Source organism: Paenibacillus sp. DMB20, assembly GCF_000987955.1.
GTDB lineage: Bacteria > Bacillota > Bacilli > Paenibacillales > Paenibacillaceae > Paenibacillus_AQ.
In genome coordinates, this window is sequence record NZ_LAZU01000003.1 from 144,033 (window position 1) to 162,785 (window position 18,753).

Genomic DNA, 18,753 nt, shown 5'->3' on the forward strand with positions numbered 1-18,753 from the left:
GGCGTTGTAACCAGAACATATCAGGAGGAAATCATACGATGAAAAAATGGCTTTTACTTATTTCTATGGGTGCTTTAATCGCGAGTTTAACCGCATGCGGCTCAGGAGAAGCCGGGAACGCGGATAAGGCAGCAACGAAAGAGGGGAAAACAGTTCTTACCCTATCGCTAAGGGAGTCGAATCCATTCTATCAAACGTTGGAAAAAAAGTTCGAAGAGAAACATCCGGATATCGACTTGCAGATTCAAGCATATAAAAGCATGGGTGAACAATGGGGACCGGGGGAACACGAGAAGTATCAAACGACAACGAATACAGCGATGTTATCGGGAAAAGGCGTAGATATCCTTCAAGTTGACAACCTGCCTCTCAAAGAATATGTGTCCAAAGGTTTTCTGTTAAATATGAATGATTTGCTGGAGCAGGACCAGACGCTCGATAAAGACGATTTACAAATGAAGATAGTGGACGGTCTGAAGCTGAATGACGGAGTGTATACCATCCCATTGGGTTACTCTTTGAGAGTATTGGTTGGTAATGGGGACATACTGGGCAACGCTAATGTAGCGTTCGATGATAAGAGTTGGGATTGGAAGGAGTTCGAGAAGGTTTCGAAAGAAGTGATCCGGAAGGCTAAGGAGAGCGGTGCCGACGAGATGTATGCATTAGCGTCCTACCCGCCGGAATACCTCTTTCAGGAGATGCTTTTTGAGAACTACGCTTCATTTGTTGAGCCTTCGGCCAAAAAGGCATCGTTCGACTCTCCGGAATTTGTGGGTTTGCTCCAGCAAGCCATGAAAATGAATGATAACAAGATCATTACATCCGACGAGGCAAAGCCGGGCAATCAATTGTTCAGTTCCACACCGATTATGTCACCGCTTCAATTAATCGAAGGCCCCTATATGTTGTTTGATCATCCCAAGATCATGCTGTTACCCAGAGCGGGAGAAACCGCAGGACAAAAAGGCGCGAGAGTTTTTACATCTTCCGTGTTCGCTATCCATGCCAAATCGCCAGTACAAGAAGAAGCTTGGAAGTTTATTTCCTTCCTATTGTCTGAAGAAGCACAATTACTGCAGGAAAGAGAAGGGTTCTCGATGCTTAAATCCGTGAATGAAAAGCTGATCGATGACCTTCAGGAAAAAGTGGGAAGCGGCGATTATAAGCTTCCGAATGGGCAGCCGGCCAAAGTATCCGACGAACAATTCAACGTGTTTAAACAAATTGTTCAGTCCGCGGATCAATACGTGGATCTGGACAGTAAAGTGATATCGATTGCCGGTGAAGAGTCTATGGCATACTTCAGCGGACAGAAAACCGCAGAAGAAGTGGCGAAGCTGATCCAGAACCGCGTCACCACCTATTTAAACGAATAGGAAGATCATTCAGGAAGCAGCCCACATTTGTGCGCTGCTTCCTATTTCACAGAAGAGGGAGGCACATTATGCACAGACCGAAAAAGACATGTGCGATCATCATGCTCAGCGCAGCGATGTTAAGTCATGGGTTTGCCTTTGATGCGTATGGGGCATCAGCAGGCTACCCTAAAGCAGCAGCTGCAGTCGCATCGAGCCTGGCATTAGATAAACTGGGCTCGGTTACTTTGAAGCAGAACGTCAGCGTGAAGCTGACGGGTATCGATATTTTCGCACAGCCTGACGGGAATATTCTGGTATACACGCTTCGTTATAGTAACGGCAGTGGCAGTAGAGTAAATCTTATCGATTATTTTTCCAAGGTTGCCATGCCCGGTGGCGCAATCGTAAAAGGAAAAGCAGTTACGAGCGATGCTGGTAAAAGAACGGTGCCTGTGAACGGCAGCCAATCCGTATCGTACTATGTGAACATTGGACAATCTGAACGGGTTAACGGAATCAAGGTTTCGATGTACGGATGGGATTTTGACAGCGCCGATTATCAGAAAAAGCTGGGGGATTTCACGATACCAGCCCGATATTCAAATGTAGTACCTGTAGGCAAAAGCAAGAAAATCATGATGAATAATCTTCCGGTTACGGCCAAAGCGGATACTTTGCAGAGGTATAAAATCAATGGAAAAGCGTATATCAAATTGGGGCTCAGGCTCTCGAATGGGGGAACAAAAGCACTTAGCGATCCCCGATATAAAGCTTATCTGAAGTCGGCTGGGGGCTCGGTATTTGAGCTCCTGCCCGATTCGGCCAGCACCAGCTACAAGCTGCAACCTCGGGAGAGCAGAACCGTCTACTATTGGACGGAGATTCCTTCCACGGTAAAGACGACCGGCATGGCACTGCAGCTTGCGCAAGAAGACGAGGCTCTGAAAATAAATCTTCCGGTGCAATCGTTCAAGCTTCCTGCGGCAGCTTCGGATCTCGCCGTGGCTAAAGGCAATAGCGTAAAAATAATGATGAAACAGCAGCCTGTTACGGTCAAGGCGGAAAGTATGCAACGAATGAAACATAACGGAAAAGTGTATATGAAGGTCGGCGTCAGTCTCGAAAACGGAGGAAAGAAGGTGCTAAGCGATCCCGGTTATAAATCACATTTGAAGTTAGCCGACGGCTCGATATTCGACCTTGTGCCTGAAGATGATACAGGAAGCAGCTTTCGGATCCAGCCAGGACAGAGGAGAACGATTTTTTATCTGGCGGAGGTTCCTTCCAACCTTAAAACAGACAAGTTGACGATGCAATTCACGCAGGAAGATGAAGCTTTGAAAATGACGTTACCGGTAAAAACCTTTAAACTACCGGCCGTTACCGCCGATGTGCCCGCGGCTGATTATGCCGTCAAAAAAATATCGGTTAACCATCAAACCATTGAAACGCAGTTGAAAAGTGCTTTCTTGTTTAACGAGAATGATACCGCTAAATGGGATCTTCAATTCCGCGTTAAAAATCTCGGCAAAAAGTCAGTGAAGCTGCCGGCTTACGAACTTTCTATCCACACCGCTGAAGGCTACAGCATACCGGTGAAATCGAAGGCGTTCGATAATGTTACGCTGAAGCCGTTAGAGGAGAAACTCATGGATCTCAGTGCAGATGTGCCATTACATATGAAACAGAATATGCTACAGCTGCAATTGACTGAGCCGGCTTCTGAAGGAAAAATCAGTTTCCCGACGGCCTACTTTAAAATTCCTTATGTTTCTGAAGGTAAAAGCCATCTGGGGTTAGAGAATATCATCGAGAACGGTCATGGAACATTCGGCGTAAAGCTGAGCTCATATGAGCGGCTGCCTTGGGGAGATGGCGATCAAATCGCAGCCCGAATCAGCCTACGAAATACCAAAGCGTCGACCGTACAGCTGCCTGAACTCAAAGCTATCGTGAAGGCTGGAATGCGCGATCTCAGCAGTACGGCCCAAATCGTGGTACCAAGCGGTCAAACGACCCTGGGATCTAACGAAACAGCAGAGCTGTATGTACTGGCCAATGTACCGTATTCCCATAACTTCAATCAATTGCGGATTGAGCTGCAGGAAACTTCAGGAGAGGAGGTCACGAAATTTCTGTCGCTGAAAACGAACGCGCTCAACAGTGTTAAGAACCCGGTTGCTGCAGGCGATTCTTATCGCATCCATACTCCGGGCAAGAAAGCGGAAGTCCGTGAACGTTTGTCTACCGTTTACCATGGCGGCAATTCCAATTTGATGTATACGGAACTGGAGATGGAGAGTCAGGAAACACGCCAATCCAAGCAGGCGCAGCTGGTTGCTTACTATAAAACATCGGAAAACGAGTACTTTGAGGCAGAGGTAAGTCAATCGTCCGACAAGACAAGTCCGAATGGAAAAAATCTGGTTACGGTCTGGAGCAAGCTTCCGCTGAATGTGAATACTTCGCAGCTTGTACTGTATATCGGCGAAGGTGTAGCCAACGGGAAGCTGACGGATTTGGGGGAAGAATCAACAGGATTTATCAATACCGCAGGATTAGCACTTAGCCTTAAAGCTATAGAGCTAGCAACGAATTTAGGAAATGTGGAATTGTTTCCGTACAAACTCTCCATTGCGAAAGGAGAAGCTACGCTTAGCGAAGGGAAAGATATGCTCAATGCGGTTATTCTTTATAACCTCTCCAGAAACGGAGATTACGATACAGGTACTTATGAACACAAGCTCATCATGGAGCTTATTGACCCGACGGGACAAACCACGGAGAAGGCTTTAACGCTCGGCACCGATTTGACCATCGGCAACAATAAATCTTATACCATTACGTTGAATGGAAACTTCAGCAAAATCGCAAGTGGAGGGGCGGTTCGAATCAATCTGTATGATGAGTTCCAAGGACGGAGAATGCTGCTCGGAAGTCAAGCCTATCCATTTATTTATGAAGAGAACCGGGCCAAAAGAACAGATAGCAATTAAAGTATCAGCGACACACCCATGCTGTTAGAGACAACAACCCTGAAGATATAAAAAATATTTTCGGGGTTGTTTTTTGCATGTTATTTTCCTTCAACCAAACGACCAAATATACCAAAAAATTATCGAAGAACTGTCGAATATTTTTCTTCCTCACATATTGGAATCTAATTTCTGATCTTATCAAGGAGCCTAGCACTTGCCATGTATGAAGTGTTCATTCCGCAGCTTCCCCGTCTCCAAAGGTTACCAAAGACGATGCATTTTTCTATCACTGGATTGACATCAAACAGAATTAATCTTAAAATTAAATTGTTTCCTATGAATAAATAACTTGAATAATGACTTAAATTATAATAAATTTTAAGCATCATTATTTATTCCATCGAAATAATAATGATAAAGTGAGGAGGTATATGGTTTAGAAAAACTGATTTTACCGTTTTATTTCTGAGGCAGGACTCCTTCCTATACTCATATTGTTTCTTGCGAAACTAATTTTGGTTATAATGAAAAAAACAATGAGTCGAGGAGCTATCATAATCATGAGTACGAACAAGATGTTAAAAACCGCGATCTATGAGAATTTCATTCAATTCCTTCATCAAAAAGAACAATATGAGAACCGGGAAACCGGCGTATTTATTGAAGAACTCCGGAAAATGATTGAGGTGGTATCCACCCTAAATATGACGGAGCTGCACACAATCGCATGCATTGGCGAGCTGGAACCGATTAATGTTACTTCCATTGCCGAAAAGATGAATCTAAGCAAAGGGAACACCTCAAAGGTAACCAATAAGTTATTGAAGGCAGGTTGGGTACGCAAGGCCCAACTCAATGATAACAAAAAAGAAGTGTATTTCCGGCTAACGACGGCCGGCAAAAAGCTTTTTGCTCTTCATGATGAGCTCCATAACAAGGAGCAGCAGAGGATGTACAAGTTTTTGGATAAATACAGCGAATCCGAACTTGATTTGATTAAGCAGCTGTTTGGAGATTTGGTTGACTTTTATCGTTAAGAACATAATGAAGTCAATGATGGATGGCGACGAAAACGGACGAATGGGACAATGTTCACACTGCTTTGATTTGTCCTGTCGGACAAATTTCATGGACGGTGCCTGTGTCGGATCCAGATCCGATAGGAACGATAGGGGGGGAGTACATGAATTTCAAGAAGATTATCAAAGAGCGCAGAAGCATACGCAAGTTTAGCCCATTTCCTGTAGATCAGGAGCTGGTGTTAGAATTGCTCCACGCAGCGCGGCTGCTGTATCCATCCAGGGAGGATGTTGCTTTCCGATGCGTGTATGCGGGAACAATGGATTCCAGGGAACGTCTGGCTGCCTGCATGCTTGAGCCCTTAGAAAAGAACAGATTGGTCAAATGGCTTCCGGAGAAAGTACGGGATTTCGTTCGGAAAAGAGTCACCGATATTCCGGGCCATCTTATGATTATTGCAAGTACAGATGCGGACAGAAGGAAAAGTGACAATAATTATGCTGCGGTGTGCGGTATCATGCAAAATTTTCAGCTTCTTGCCTGGCAACGACAACTTGGTACGCTGTGGGACACGGAACCGATGATGCAGAGCAAGGAATTATTCAATCTGTTGAAAATGAATCCTAATGAAAGGCTTGTTGGCATTTTTCATCTCGGATACTTCGACAAGATTCCAAAAGCTAGAGCACGGACACGAGCAGAAAAGAAATGGACTGCTTTATCCGGTTGAGGAGGGATACCTGATGAATGATGTCAGCAGCGTTTCCAAAGGGGGCCATTCATTGATCTATAGCGATAAACCCGTTTCCGAAATTCACGTACTGGAATTATTAAATGTTGCGGTATGGGCTCCTAACGACGGAATGCGAGAACCTTGGCGTTTTATATTTGTTGGATCCGGCAGCACGGAATTAATGTCTGGATTGCAGGATCAGGCTCCAGCCTATCTGATGTTGGTTATCAAGGAAGATCGTGATCTTCATAAAAGAGAAGAGGATTTTGGGGCAGCATGCTGCCTCATGCAGAATTTTCGCCTGCTCTCGCAGGAAAGCATGCTACATGTGCGAATGACAATGAATGATTGGATTTATGACAGAACATGCAGCTGCCGTTATGGTGTTCAAAAAGACGAACGTATCGTGGCGGTGCTGGAAATGGGTTATCTTGAACAAGCCATTGAGCCTGTAAAGGCCGAGCATTCACTGGACTTTGCTTTTGAGTTGTTGTAGGATTTATGCAATGCGGCCTTCGGGAAACAAGTTTGATCTAATTAATGGACCAACAATATAGGGAATAAAGACTTATCAATGTAGTCTATAGGTATCTTTTTACCATATAATAGTGGGTTAAAAGGTTGATTGTTGGTTTCTTTTACCCGTATACTAGCTATAATCAGGCTATGGAATCCCTTCCTTCTACTTTATCTATTCATGGAAAATAGGGGCTCCAATCTCCTGATTTTTTATTTTTCCGGCGCTCCAGGGGATGTTGGTAGTGGCCTGCGACGCCACAGGCGTTTTTCGCCTTGGATAGAGGACAGCTCGGGCGCAGTGGGCATGTTTACTAATTTGCAGCGGATGCGCTGGAATGGGAATCTACTGGGCTTGCCTATTCCGTTTTTTTGGCCTGGTCACGATATATGATAGGAGGCGGAATGCAATGGATCCCAAGGCCAAAAAAATTTTGATGAACACGTATTGGAGCTCTGGGCGCTGGAGAATGGGCGGACCTTCCTGTTCGGATGCCGACTTCCAATATGCGAAAAGTAAAGGGCTGATGTTCGACCCGGTGACCCTGTCACACGATGAATGCGTCCTAAAGCTAAAAGAACTGCACGAGCAAAAAATCACCAAGGAAAGAGCGGTACGCGCCTTTCTGCACAGTCTGTCAACACGCAAGGTTTATTTGAGAAGCGCCTTGTCCAGCTTTGCATTGACGCATGATTTACCGATACATACCTTTTCGCAGCGGCCGGCAGAGGGACTGCGCTATTGTGCTTGCGGTGATTGCTCTAACAGGAAGCTGACCGCCAAGGAACATTATGTAGACGAGGATTTGAATGTACTTAGCTTTGAACGGATCAAATGGGGCGGCGTCCGATTGAACTGGCTGATCTATTGCCTGATGGATCTGGAATTCCTCAACAAGGAAGAGGACTTTGAGGTTCACGGCGAGGATATTGCCATCCTTAAGCAAATGATCAAAGCCATAGAGGCTTGCAAGGAAAAGGATGCAGCGCGACAGCTGGAGAAGCGGTGGAAAGATATTTTCCCTGCCAATCAGTATGAACGGGACTTCGTGATGGAAATTTGGGGGTACGCCGGTCTGCTGCAGTCCCATAACGATTACCGCAAAGAACGCGGTCGGGGAACCGACTTTATGTCGATGGCCACCTGGAGAGGAGAGGATGGTTATTCTGCGGAAAAGCTGGAGTTCTACTTTGGGGAATATCTATAGTCCTTTGCGTATGCGCGCCAATCATTTGAAGGGAATTTGCATTTAAGCTAACTTTTCGGATAACTCAGAATTCAGAGCTGGCGGGTTATACGTCAGACGACTTTGGCCTGATGAATTTATTCATAACCTATGGGATTCCTACCTTCAAGGGAAATTCCCAAATGAATCTAAAAATGAAAGAATATCATAACGGAGGTGAAGTATGCGTGACGGAACGTATTCCATGCAAAACCGAAGGCTGCAGGGCGACGATCCTGCCGACCACGGCGGCCAAAACAGGCGGTTACTGCATGCCCTGCCGTCAGGAGCAGGAACGGCAAAAACGGCAAGCGTATATTGAACAGCACCGCAGAACGGTGAATTTGTATGATGGCTTGACGGACCCGGTGGACCTTCTGAAGGTCATGCATGCGCCGAGGAAGTATGATCCGCTGATTCAATATGTTCCTTACCCTTTAAGCAAAGAGCAGGTATATGTATCATTAACGGCTGAAGAGGCGGGTCGAATGCTGAAATATGCGCTGAAGCTTTTGGCTGAGGGCGTTAAGAGCGAAGCCGACCATATCCTGTTATCGCTAGTGTGTTACCGGAATGACAAAATCGCAGAAGTTCTGCCCGAGCTCATGGAACGCGGCATGTACCATTCCTCCATACTATTCAAGGATGCATCATCAGACATCCGGGACCGCCTGCTACAGCAGGTGGAGCGGGACGACGATAACCGCAATCATCTCTTGCTGATATTGAGCTGGATTGGCGATCCCGTGATTGTGAGCCGTTTTCGGGAATGGCGATCGCATCCACCGGCGTGGGCGGTGCAGCTGTTCGCAGGTCCTGAACTTTATGCCCTTGAGGGGGGCTGGGAGCTCACGCCGGACGGGGAAAGACGCGATTTGGTCCATGGCTTGAGCTATGCGATTAGGGCAACGGGTGCGCAGCGTGATTCCGCAGCGGAAGCGTCCGCTGCCCGTTTCCTGAAAACGAGCGCCTCTGACTGCCCATGGTGCCAGGGGAAGCTAACCATCCTGTTGGATGGAGACATTTCCCATCCTTCCTTGGCGTATCTCGGCCTGCCGCTGGAACGTCTGCAAGTGGAGACCTGCGAGCACTGCGGATGCTTCGGTACCATTTACATGGAGCTGGATCATCAGGGCGTGCCGGTCTGGAGCCGGTTTAACCAAAAACCCGAGCATTTGCCGAGTTTTGATTCCGAGGACAACAGCGGCGTGACCGTGCCAAGGTTGACCCTTTCACCCGAGCCGCACTCCCCGTATTATGCTGCGGTTTGGACCTTGTCTCAGCAGGATTCGCAGATCGGGGGTCACCCGAGCTGGGTGCAAGATGCAGAATATCCGCTTTGCCCTTGCTGTGCCAAACGCATGCCGTTTATAGGTCAGATGGACTGGGCCGATTTCGACAATTTGGGGGAAGGCATTTTTTATATGTTTGTTTGTGCAGAGGATAAGGTAACGGCTACGTTGTATCAGCAAAGCTAAGCGCAATGGCAAAGGGGGAGTATCTGTGAATTGGAAGGAAGTCAGCAAGACGAAAGACCTTGAAATGGTTCAAAAGGCTGTAGCCGAACTGGATGTGAATGAACCGGACGAGCGGGGCAGAACGCCGCTGATGTTGTTTCTGACGAACCGAATGCCCATCCAGGCTATCGAGCTGTTAATCGAAAAGGGAGCGAGCTTGAGGCGGAGGACAAACTCGGGGATACGGCACTGAAAAAAGCGGTCAAGTTCAAGCAACCTGAAGCGATCGTGAACGGCTACAACTGGGACGATGGCCCCGAACCGATGCGGTGTGCCTTCGAGAATATCTGAAAGATGCTAAGTAGTAGATGTCATCTAGCAAATGATTTCGTAGTAGTATAAGATTAATGTAATTCGTGCCTGTGCAAATATATCCAGTTCTGATCAGATGAGCTTGAGATCAGCTTTCATACTTCAAAAGGTTTGGAAAGGAGAGTAAAAATGAAAATAATCATTGTTGGGGCAAGTGGCGCGATTGGACAAGCAGTCGCCAAAGAACTAGGAAAAAACCATGAAATTATCCGTGCTGGAAGGAACGGAATAGATGTAACCGTTGATATTACCTCGATCGATAGCATCAAAAACATGTATGAGCAAGTTGGAAAAGTGGATGCAGTCATTAGCGCAACAGGTGGCGCTCATTTTGGTCCTGTTTCAGAATTAACGCCAGAGTTAAACGAAATAGGGATTGAAAGTAAACTTAAAGGACAAATCAATTTGGTGCTTTTGGGAATGGACTATGTTAATGACAGTGGAAGCTTTACTTTAACAACTGGAATCATGATGGATGACCCAGTTCCTCAAGGTGCATCGGCAGCTATGGCAAATGGCGGTGTTAAAGCATTCGTAAAGTCCGCATCTATTGAAATGCCAAGGGGAATCCGTATAAATAGTGTTAGCCCGAATGTCTTACAAGAATCGCTAGAAAAATATGGTGAGTTTTTTCCGGGCTTTGAAGCAGTTCCTGCGAGTCGCGTAGCCCTTGCTTTCAAAAAAAGCGTAGAAGGGGCTCAAACTGGACAAAATTATGAAGTTTATTAATCAAATCTCATTAAAGATTATTACTTCTGAGACTGTCGGAGGACAAGAACATATGCGCATTTAAAAGTCGCGGGAAATCGCGGCTTTTTTATTTTAACGATATAAGTTCTTGTCCCAAATCGAGGAATATCGTTAGCCGAAAAGTACAAGAACTTGGTATCATAGCCGTTTTGATTAAATCTCTTTTAATAAACACCTTATTAACAACTTCTCCTTCCAGAGCTACGGCCACTTCCAGGACTAGCGGGCAGGTTAATTAATATGTTTCTTTGGACATTGCACTGAAATAGTCTATAACAACACTGCGAAACTCTAGGGCCGCTTTCGAAATGTATCGGCTTTTGTGTGACAATAAAGCAATCTCCCGTACCAGTGCATGATCCTCTACTTGGAGATATTTAATGCGTTCTTGTGGACTTCTTGCTGTGCTTGGTATAAATGCGAGACCGATCTCCGCTTCCACAAGTGCGGTTAACCTTGCAGGTTCATCTCCTTCGTATACGTACTTGGGTAGAAAGCCGACCGATTTGCATTCGGAGTCCACCAGATCACGAACACCGTACCCTTTCTTCACGCCCACAAACCACTCGTCCTTAAGCTCTGCTAACGTTATGCTGCTTCGCTCCCCATACCGATGATTAGGGGGGACGGCTACAACGATGGGGTCATCGAACAGCATTTGACATTCTATATCATCACCTTGGATGGGAGGGGAGGACAGACAAAAATCGATCTCTCCTCGATGAAGAAGCGAGGCCATTTCCCGTAAGGTTACCATTTGGACATGAAATTGAATATGCGGCCGGTTTTTCCGAAATTCCCGCAGGATGCCTGGCAATGTGCTTGCCGTGGTCACCGCCAATCGGATAGTGCCCTGCTCCGGGCTGGAGAGGTTATCGATTTCCCGTTTTCCCTGTTCCAATTCGAATAAGGCTTTTTCGGCTCGGCGAAGAAATGTTCTTCCTAATTCGTTTAGTCGCAGCTTTCTCCCAATTCGATCAAATAAAGGAACTCCCAGGTCGTCTTCTAACCGTTGTATCGTTTTGCTCAGTGAGGATTGCGTGACATGCAGTTTTCTCGCAGCTTCCGTAACATGCTCGCATCGGGCCACTGTCAGAAAATATTTCAGTTGAAGAAGTTCCATTTCGCATCATTCCCTTATTCCTTTTAGTTCATTAAATCATAACATAAAATGCGTTGGAATAAATAACGCGTTTCAAGTAAGATGACAGCAGAACAAGGAGGTGAGAACAAAATGAACGCTCGCAATAAATGGCTAATGATATCTGTTGGATTGGGAATTATGCTGAACCCACTGAATTCCTCCATGATTTCTGTGGCTATCGCAAGACTGCAACATGTGTATCGACTCGATTTTACAGACGTTTCATGGATTATTTTTTCGTTCTACATTGCGAGTGCCGTTGCTCACCCCGTCATGGGCAAGGCTAGCGATTTGTTCGGCCGCAGGAGGATATTCCTTACCGGTCTTGTTGTCGCCTTCGCCTCATCCATATTAGCTCCGTTATCACCCAGCTTTTCGTGGCTCATCGTATTCCGGATCGTTCAATCCATCGGCACAAGCATGATGGTTGCCGTCGGAATGGCGATTGTAAGAATTTACGTTACCGAGAAACAAGCAACTGCATTGTCCGTCCTGGCGATATTCCTGTCCGGTGCAGCAGCGATCGGCCCCTTTATCGGTGGTGTATTGATTCATTGGTGGGACTGGCCTAGCATCTTCATTGTTAATGTTCCGTTTGTAACGGCAAGCTTTTTATTAGCCTGGAGAACAATCCCTAAGGACGAGCCAATCGAATCCGCTTCTGGCGATATGTCCATCCGGAAATGGCTAGGGTTGATTGATGCCCCAGGCATCCTGTTGTTTACGGTAGCTTTGGTGGCTCTGTTGATTGGTTTACTTTCGGTTAAATCAACCGGACATATTTCAACATGGCATCTTATGACAGGTGGGATCGGTTTTATTGCACTGGCGACATTTATACGACATGAATTAAAAACGCCATCACCCTTTATTCCTTTGCGGGTCTTCGCTAAATATCCCGCAATGACTTGGGTAAATGTGCAATTCATGCTGGTTAACATTCTTTTTTACGCTCTTTTTTTCGGCATACCGTCTTATTTGCAGCAGGTACTCCATGTCAGCGAATTTAATACGGGAATTCTCATGTTAGCCTTGGGCTTGTGCTCACTCGTTATTTCTCCAGTCGCAGGACGTTGGATTGACAAATCGGGGCCACAGCCAGCTTTGATAGTATCTGCAGTGTTAATGACATTCGGGTCCATATGGATCGTGACATTGGATGAGGCTTCGCCGGTCGTCAGTGTAATCCTGACTTTAGCAGCATTTGGCATAAGTAACGGGTTGTACGGTGTCGGCATGCAGGCGGCCTTGTTCAAGAGCACGCCAAAAGAAATGATCGGTGTCTCATCGGGGATTTTTAATACATCGAGATACCTGGGTACCATTTTATCGACATTGTTGATTGGAATCGTCATGGGAGATACGTTCAATGCTATAGGATTCCAAGTGCTCGGAGTCATCCTTACGGTACTAGCCGCATCTTTGATCATCATGAGCTTACGGCGCCAGGGATCAGCAGAAACGCAAGCGCGATAGTTTCGACAAAACCATTAACATAAAACATTGGGAAAACAAGAAGACACACGCAATAAAAGTCGCCTAGATGGCGACTTTTTGGTTTCAACGATACAAGCTCTTGCCATTCCCTTATTTCTTGTGATTAGGTTGATATAATATAAGGGTTATGATTTGCTTTGTCGTAATCATCGGTTTACCTCCTTATATGTTTGAAGTAACCGAGAAACAATCTTATGAATGGAAAATCTTCGTTGAACTGTTTTAGCGCCATCTTTCCCAAAATCCCTGGCTCTTTTTGGATTACCTAACAGGCTGTTTATGTCAGATGAAAGCTTTTCGATTGAGATAGGCGTGAATGCTCCATGATCTCCGAAGTGACATTGAATCATCTGATTTATATTTTTCTGCTGCACAATACCGCAGTACCCTGCAACACCTACAGAAATAACGGGTTTTGCACATGCCATTGCTTCGAGTGCAACACGCCCCGTCCCTATTACAACATCTGCGGCATTATAGGCATGTTGGATGTTAGACATTGGAGGACGAATGATGACTGCTCTTCGACCAAGACGATGATTGACTTTATCCGCAAGCTGAATTAAGTTTGAACGAAGGGGGCCAGGACCAACCAGGACGGCTATAAATTGACGGTTATTTTTGGCGATACGTCCTGCTGAAAGAATCACATTCCTGGCTATGTGATATTTATCAGGTGAGAACCTTCCAGCGTACACAAGAATTTTGGCGGTTAATGGTAAACGAAGAGCCTTCCTACAGCCACTTTTATTCGATGTAGGCCGGAACGTGGCTATGTCAATTCCATTAGGGACCATCCGGATCTTGTCTGTAGGGATTTTATGATTCATTAACCAATGGGTGAGCTTAGGCGAAACCGCAATCACGCGTTTGGATGTTCTTGCCGAAGTTAATAAGGCATCCTGATGATGATAAGTGCCATGTACGGTAACTATCGAAGGAATGTTATATTGTCGGGATAAGGTTACTGATAGTAAAAATGAGTTGGAATCATGGGCGTGGATTAGATTGTACCTTCCTTTAGCTATGATAGACGACAAAAAGGATACCTTTTCTAATTTCTTCCCTGTTGGCAAAATATGAACTGGAATCCCCGCTCTTTTAAATGAACCTGCAAGTGGTCCTCCATTAGTGGCAACACCAACCCGGATCCCGTGTGTCAGTAAATTTCGGGATATGGAAAGAATATATTTTTCGGTTCCCCCAATATCCAAGCGCGTTACCAACATAAGAATGTTCATTTTTCACCTTCCAAAATTACCGGCTCGCATGAGTCCTGATATAAGATGGTTAATTCCTTGTGAATTCCTTATTTGAGGATAGCAGACTGCACGCCAAAAATTATTGCTTCGCTGCTGCCCTTTTGTAACTAATCACTTTTCTGTACATCGACTTATCTGTTAATTTGTTGAATATATAAGGATCCGGATTCGTGTTTACTTCAATAATCCATGGTGTCCAAGAATGATCGAATCCAATATCCAATCCAATTTGCCTGAACCCAGGATATTTTTTGTGTAGATATTCTGCCGTGGTTACACCCAGCTTTTTCAATGTACGAATTACTTTTTGAATTTCTCTATTTGAAATGTGGGCGGCAAGGAGAGGTTTAACATCCATGGGCTTGCCCCCGCTGTGATAATTCGTCACGATTTTTTCAGGATGTGCCACTCTCCCGATGAGGCCTGTCGTTTCCCATTCCCCTTTGGGGTTCAGCTGTACCATAACCCGTGTATCAAAACGCCGCTTTTTATACTTCAATAAATGAATCCCCTTCTGAATTAGATAGCTTTTCATTTTTGTAAAATTACATATCGATCTGTAAAATGATTCGAAATCTTCAAAAGTTCTCTCCGTTGTTCCAATTTGGTACGCATATTCACCAGATTTGAGTATTTGCGCGCGAATAACTCCATTGCCATAGGTTCCCTTCTCAGGTTTAACGTAAACCATACCGTAAAGGTACAGCATTTTCTTCAGTGTAGACTTACTGAACCTACGGGTGTCCGGAATAAAAGGGCGAACCTCATTACTCTCAAGAAGCAGCTTTGTTTTGATCCATTTACTCATCAATACACTACGATGTTTCTTTTCACTCATTCCTTTGATCCCTCCAGACGTATCTTGATGGAGCGGTTCATTTTCCATTCCAACATTCTATGCATTTTTTTCTGTGCCCGAGCAGGGAAATCGTACTCATTTCAAACAAATGGACGTTACTATAGGCATATCTGTCAGCAAAAAAGGGGCTGATATTAGGGGGGAAAGACTACACTTCACTCATAAGATTGAATAAGAATATTACTGTTCAATCTGAGTTCGTACCTTGTGAGGGAGAGGAATATTATGAATATCTTAATTGTTGCCCCTGAGCAAATTCCTGTTCCTGGGAATGGATCCGTAGAAATATGCATTCTCGCCATAGCCAAACAGCTTTCAAGGAAACATAAGGTGACTGTCATAAGCAGAGCTTCCAGGGGGCTCCCAGTTCAAAGTACTGAAGGCAACGTAAACATCGTCAGAGTTCGATCGGACAATTCGAAGGTTTATATTGCCTCTGTTCTTCGTTTTATTCAGGGGAAGGCATATGATATCATTCAAGTTGACAATCGTCCTCATTACATGGCGGCAATCCAAAATACCTTTCCCAAAATAAAGGTAACCCTATTCTTGCATTCACTCACGTTTGTACCACCTACCAGCCACATTACGAAAAGCTTAAGGTATGCCAAACTCATCATTGCAAACAGCAGCTCATTGAAACAAAGATTAATCAACCGTTTTCCGGATCAAGAACGAAAAATCAGAACGGTTGAACTTGGGGTAGATACCGCCAGGTTTCACCCGGCAACTGATGCTGAACGCTCAAGGTATCGGCAAAAGTATGGTTTAGGTGACAGATATACCGTCTTGTTTGTTGGTCGAGTTATTCCGCGTAAGGGTGTTCCAGTATTGCTGAAAGCTGCTAGCCTTGCCAGGAAAGAAGTTCCTCTTCAACTGGTAATTGCCGGACAGGGGAGTAAATATTATATGAAGCAGTTACGAACCATGGCATCTAAGTTGAACGTCCCTGTAAAGTGGAGCGGTAAACAGAAACATTCAGATATTCACAAGGTATACCAGATCGCGGATTGTTTTGTTTGCCCGTCCCAAAAGCACGAGGCCTTTGGACTCGTAAATGTTGAAGCCATGGCGTCCGCATTACCTGTTATTGCTTCAAAAATCGGTGGGATTCCTGAAATTGTGAAGCACGGGAGCAATGGTTTTTTAGTAGACGAATACCGGCAAGCTGAACGGTTTGCACAATATTTGATCAGACTGGGAAAGAATCACGAGCTCAGGCGTAGCATGGGAGCCAAGGGAAGAAGCAGTGTAATTCAGAACTTTACATGGAGACAGACGGCCGACAGGCTATCTTCGCTGTATTACGAATAGATTGAATGGGACTGTTGTTTAGTTTCCATATACGCACAGCCTAAAAAAATATCTCTTACGTCCCAAACTAGGCTGGAATCCGGCAACGATATAAGAGTTCTTGTCCCGAGCTTGTTTTACCTGATTGTGAAATGGGCATGCATATCCATCTGCAATCAGGTTTTTTATGATTTTTCCGAAACGAACTACTGCTCATTGCCCATTATTCAGACTAGGTAATGGGGAAGGTGTGTAGTTGTGAATCAGAAACAAAGAAACAAATTTAAGCACTCGCAAACGGATACATACAAGCGTAAATACCCAAAGCCACCCAAAAAAGAAAAAAGGTAAATTCTGGAGGCGATTTTTAGAAGGTATTGGCTGGATCTTTTTAATGGGGATGCTTTAGCCGATTAGCTGCAAATGAGATTATTAACAACGTACAGATGAAAGAATTAGAAAGCTTCCGACTATCCAGATTTTAATTTGGCTCGAATCCTATAAAACAATAAGAAAGGGAGAACAACCTTGACACGTAATATTTATTACAGATTAGAGCCACCTGAAAGTTTCGAGCAGCTAAGACTTATATACGAGGCTTTAGGGTGGAATTCATTAAATTTATCAGTAGAAGATTTAGAAAAAATGTGCAATCAAAGCTGGTATGCGGTTTATGCCTTCGATCATGAAAAACTAATTGGTATGGGACGTGTCATTTCGGATGGCGTAATTACCGGAATCGTGTGTGGATTATGTGTTTTACCAGATTATCATTCAGAAGGTATAGGAAAAGAATTGCTAAGCCGGATAATTGATCATTGTGAACAGCATCGTATAATACCTCAACTCATGTGTGTCGAAAGTTTGGAATCTTACTATGAGAAGCATGGGTTCAAGAAATTTACAATCGGAATGACAAGAACTATTAGGTAGGACAGAGAAACAAGAAGAGGGGGGCTGCAAGCATATATTACAAGGCTTTATGACACTGCCATTTTTAGATAAAAATATAGTAAAGTATACACATCTTCAAATAAAAAAAGAGGGATGTCCCCCTCTTTTTTTATTTGAAGATATAAGCAAATCGTATTTTTCACTTGTTTGAAGGTAGAGGGGAATTTAGCATAATTTTCTCATAAGCAACTCGATCGGCCCTCTCGTCATCCATTTTCTCCATATATGCGAAAAGATAATGGCTATTATAAAATATAAGCATCCGTATGCCATTGCAAAAACAAGGCTGCCATTTTCCAAATAGCCTGTTATATGAAGCATCCCCAATCCGATCACCACATGTCCAATATAATGAGATAACGATAACTGCCCGGTATGGATCACCGCTTGCGTCAGAACGGACTGCGCAAATTTATCTGCTACATACAGACAGATCGCAATAATGGCCACGGCTGAACTAATTCCGGAAAGAACATACAGCATTGTGGGCGGCATCGGTTTCGTTCCAAATAAATAATGTGCCGCTTCATTTCCTAGTATAGGGGAAGTCCGTTTGATCAATAAGTAGGAAAGGGATTCAAAAACAACCGTTCCTAACAATGAATACAACAGTACCTTTGAGCGGTTATCCTTATTCAGCCAATGTTTTCTGCCAATCCACATGCCGATGAGGAAAAAGCTCAGCCAAGGAAAGATCGGATGGAATCCGTTAAATAACAGATTGCGAAGGAACCCTTCCAGCGTCCAAAAGCCCATATATTCCTTAAAACTCAAGTCCCACCCTTTGCTGTAATCGAACAGAACTAAAAACAACTGTGATGCTAGCAGGATAAACGAGAACAAACCGAGTATTTTATGATCTGAGGCAGTGATCAATACCGCAGCCACAAGCATGAATACCGCATAGTAGTGCAAAATGTCTGCGCTCCAGTCCATTAACATTAAAAGCACGCCGGCAATAAACAGGAAAGCTGCTCTTTTGCATAAGCTGTTCCGGTTTTGTCGAATAAGCTCCCCGTTCATTGAGCTTCGGGCTTTCGAGGTCATTAGGGTTACTCCGATGCCGGCCAGTAAGACAAACAATGCAGATGCTCGGCCCTCGAACAGACCTGCTATCGATTGTAGCCATCCCGGTCCGCTAAGCTCTGCCTGCATTGCAAGCTTATAGTTCACGATAATCATTCCGAAGATCGCCAATGCTCTCGCAAAATCAAGTGCAGTGATTCGCGTTTTCGATTGATTCATTCCACATCATTCCCTTTTAATGTTTTGCGACATGACGATCGAATCATTCGTTTTACTAACCAGACAACAGCTGCAAGCAGAACCAA

Annotated in this window: 16 protein-coding genes; 12 read left to right on the forward strand and 4 right to left on the reverse strand. The window is 44.7% G+C overall.

Going from position 1 to position 18,753, the window contains the following annotated elements:
• Positions 1 to 38 precede the first annotated feature (38 nt).
• The 9 genes from XI25_RS01240 to XI25_RS01280 all read left to right on the forward strand — a co-directional run bounded on the left by XI25_RS01240 (position 39) and on the right by XI25_RS01280 (position 10,392).
• Entirely contained in the window at positions 39 to 1,379 is a 1,341-nt protein-coding gene (locus tag XI25_RS01240) for an ABC transporter substrate-binding protein (RefSeq protein WP_046676988.1), read from the forward strand.
• A 68-nt stretch (positions 1,380 to 1,447) separates the two neighbouring features.
• Entirely contained in the window at positions 1,448 to 4,357 is a 2,910-nt protein-coding gene (locus XI25_RS01245) for a hypothetical protein (RefSeq protein WP_046676989.1), read from the forward strand.
• A gap of 542 nt (positions 4,358 to 4,899) precedes the next feature.
• Positions 4,900 to 5,376, forward strand: coding sequence for a MarR family transcriptional regulator (locus tag XI25_RS01250; protein WP_235439609.1), 477 nt, complete (start codon positions 4,900 to 4,902; stop codon positions 5,374 to 5,376).
• A gap of 146 nt (positions 5,377 to 5,522) precedes the next feature.
• On the forward strand, positions 5,523 to 6,089 hold the full coding sequence (locus tag XI25_RS01255) for a nitroreductase family protein (RefSeq protein WP_046676990.1): 567 nt from the start codon (positions 5,523 to 5,525) through the stop codon (positions 6,087 to 6,089).
• A gap of 13 nt (positions 6,090 to 6,102) precedes the next feature.
• Complete coding sequence (locus XI25_RS01260; protein WP_046676991.1) at positions 6,103 to 6,588, forward strand: nitroreductase family protein; 486 nt, start codon at positions 6,103 to 6,105, stop codon at positions 6,586 to 6,588.
• 430 nt (positions 6,589 to 7,018) lie between these two features.
• On the forward strand, positions 7,019 to 7,816 hold the full coding sequence (locus tag XI25_RS01265) for a hypothetical protein (RefSeq protein ID WP_046676992.1): 798 nt from the start codon (positions 7,019 to 7,021) through the stop codon (positions 7,814 to 7,816).
• A gap of 206 nt (positions 7,817 to 8,022) precedes the next feature.
• Entirely contained in the window at positions 8,023 to 9,312 is a 1,290-nt protein-coding gene (locus XI25_RS01270) for a hypothetical protein (RefSeq protein ID WP_046677079.1), read from the forward strand.
• A gap of 25 nt (positions 9,313 to 9,337) precedes the next feature.
• On the forward strand, positions 9,338 to 9,544 hold the full coding sequence (locus tag XI25_RS01275; protein ID WP_046676993.1) for an ankyrin repeat domain-containing protein: 207 nt from the start codon (positions 9,338 to 9,340) through the stop codon (positions 9,542 to 9,544).
• Between the two features lie 248 nt (positions 9,545 to 9,792).
• Positions 9,793 to 10,392: a short chain dehydrogenase gene (locus XI25_RS01280; RefSeq protein WP_046676994.1), complete on the forward strand. Its 600-nt coding sequence runs from the start codon at positions 9,793 to 9,795 to the stop codon at positions 10,390 to 10,392.
• Positions 10,393 to 10,648: 256 nt separating this feature from the next.
• Here the strand turns inward: XI25_RS01280 and XI25_RS01285 are convergent, their stop codons facing one another.
• Complete coding sequence (locus XI25_RS01285) at positions 10,649 to 11,536, reverse strand: LysR family transcriptional regulator (RefSeq protein WP_046676995.1); 888 nt, start codon at positions 11,534 to 11,536, stop codon at positions 10,649 to 10,651.
• 111 nt (positions 11,537 to 11,647) lie between these two features.
• On the opposite strand from XI25_RS01285, the gene XI25_RS01290 reads away from it, so the two are divergent.
• On the forward strand, positions 11,648 to 13,033 hold the full coding sequence (locus XI25_RS01290; RefSeq protein WP_046676996.1) for an MFS transporter: 1,386 nt from the start codon (positions 11,648 to 11,650) through the stop codon (positions 13,031 to 13,033).
• A 167-nt stretch (positions 13,034 to 13,200) separates the two neighbouring features.
• Here XI25_RS01290 and XI25_RS01295 read toward each other — a convergent pair whose 3' ends face one another.
• The gene (locus XI25_RS01295) at positions 13,201 to 14,295 is read right to left on the reverse strand and encodes a glycosyltransferase (protein WP_046676997.1); all 1,095 of its coding nucleotides are present in this window, start codon (positions 14,293 to 14,295) and stop codon (positions 13,201 to 13,203) included.
• A gap of 100 nt (positions 14,296 to 14,395) precedes the next feature.
• Positions 14,396 to 15,154 (reverse strand): YheC/YheD family protein, encoded by a 759-nt coding sequence (locus XI25_RS01300; protein ID WP_046676998.1) that lies wholly within the window; start codon positions 15,152 to 15,154, stop codon positions 14,396 to 14,398.
• A 246-nt stretch (positions 15,155 to 15,400) separates the two neighbouring features.
• Between XI25_RS01300 and XI25_RS01305 the strand changes: the two genes are divergently transcribed.
• Both XI25_RS01305 and XI25_RS01310 read left to right on the forward strand, forming a co-directional pair.
• Positions 15,401 to 16,489 (forward strand): glycosyltransferase family 4 protein, encoded by a 1,089-nt coding sequence (locus XI25_RS01305; protein ID WP_046676999.1) that lies wholly within the window; start codon positions 15,401 to 15,403, stop codon positions 16,487 to 16,489.
• 507 nt (positions 16,490 to 16,996) lie between these two features.
• The gene (locus XI25_RS01310; RefSeq protein ID WP_046677000.1) at positions 16,997 to 17,401 is read left to right on the forward strand and encodes a GNAT family N-acetyltransferase; all 405 of its coding nucleotides are present in this window, start codon (positions 16,997 to 16,999) and stop codon (positions 17,399 to 17,401) included.
• Positions 17,402 to 17,587: 186 nt separating this feature from the next.
• Here the strand turns inward: XI25_RS01310 and XI25_RS01315 are convergent, their stop codons facing one another.
• Positions 17,588 to 18,667, reverse strand: coding sequence for a DUF418 domain-containing protein (locus XI25_RS01315; protein ID WP_046677001.1), 1,080 nt, complete (start codon positions 18,665 to 18,667; stop codon positions 17,588 to 17,590).
• Positions 18,668 to 18,753: the final 86 nt, after the last annotated feature.